This is a genomic window from Priestia sp. SIMBA_032 (genome assembly GCF_046535215.1).
Lineage (GTDB): Bacteria > Bacillota > Bacilli > Bacillales > Bacillaceae_H > Priestia > Priestia aryabhattai.
In genome coordinates this window covers 1-302 of the sequence record NZ_JAWRXD010000392.1, presented here as the reverse complement: position 1 = coordinate 302, position 302 = coordinate 1, and the positions used below count along the sequence as shown (strand labels likewise).

The 302-nt window shown below is 48.0% G+C and carries 1 protein-coding gene; it reads left to right on the top strand.

Annotated elements, in window-relative coordinates; genetic code table 11:
* Positions 1-44: 44 nt before the first annotated feature.
* The coding region (locus SB717_RS34880; protein WP_410907457.1) for an ATP-binding protein at positions 45-302 on the top strand (258 nt) is incomplete at its 3' end.

The window sequence follows — 302 nt, the reverse complement described above, 5'->3', positions numbered from 1 at the left end:
CCGCCGCGGGTCTTACTTTAACCTTAGACATAAGTAAAGAGCCAGTGTGGTGTGACCCGGGCCGAATACTGCTGGCACTTTCAGCGCTATTCGAAAATACGCTCAGGCATAGCACTCCCGGCAACGTGACGGTTCGGCTTATCAATAAAGACAGTTTTAATATACTAAGTGTTTCAGATGATGGTCCGGGGATTGAGGAATCTTATCTAGAGAAGATTTTTGATCCCTTTCAAAGATGTGAGAGGTCACGTTCTCGGGCCAAAGGAGGAAGTGGTCTAGGTCTCGCTGTAGTCAGAGCCATC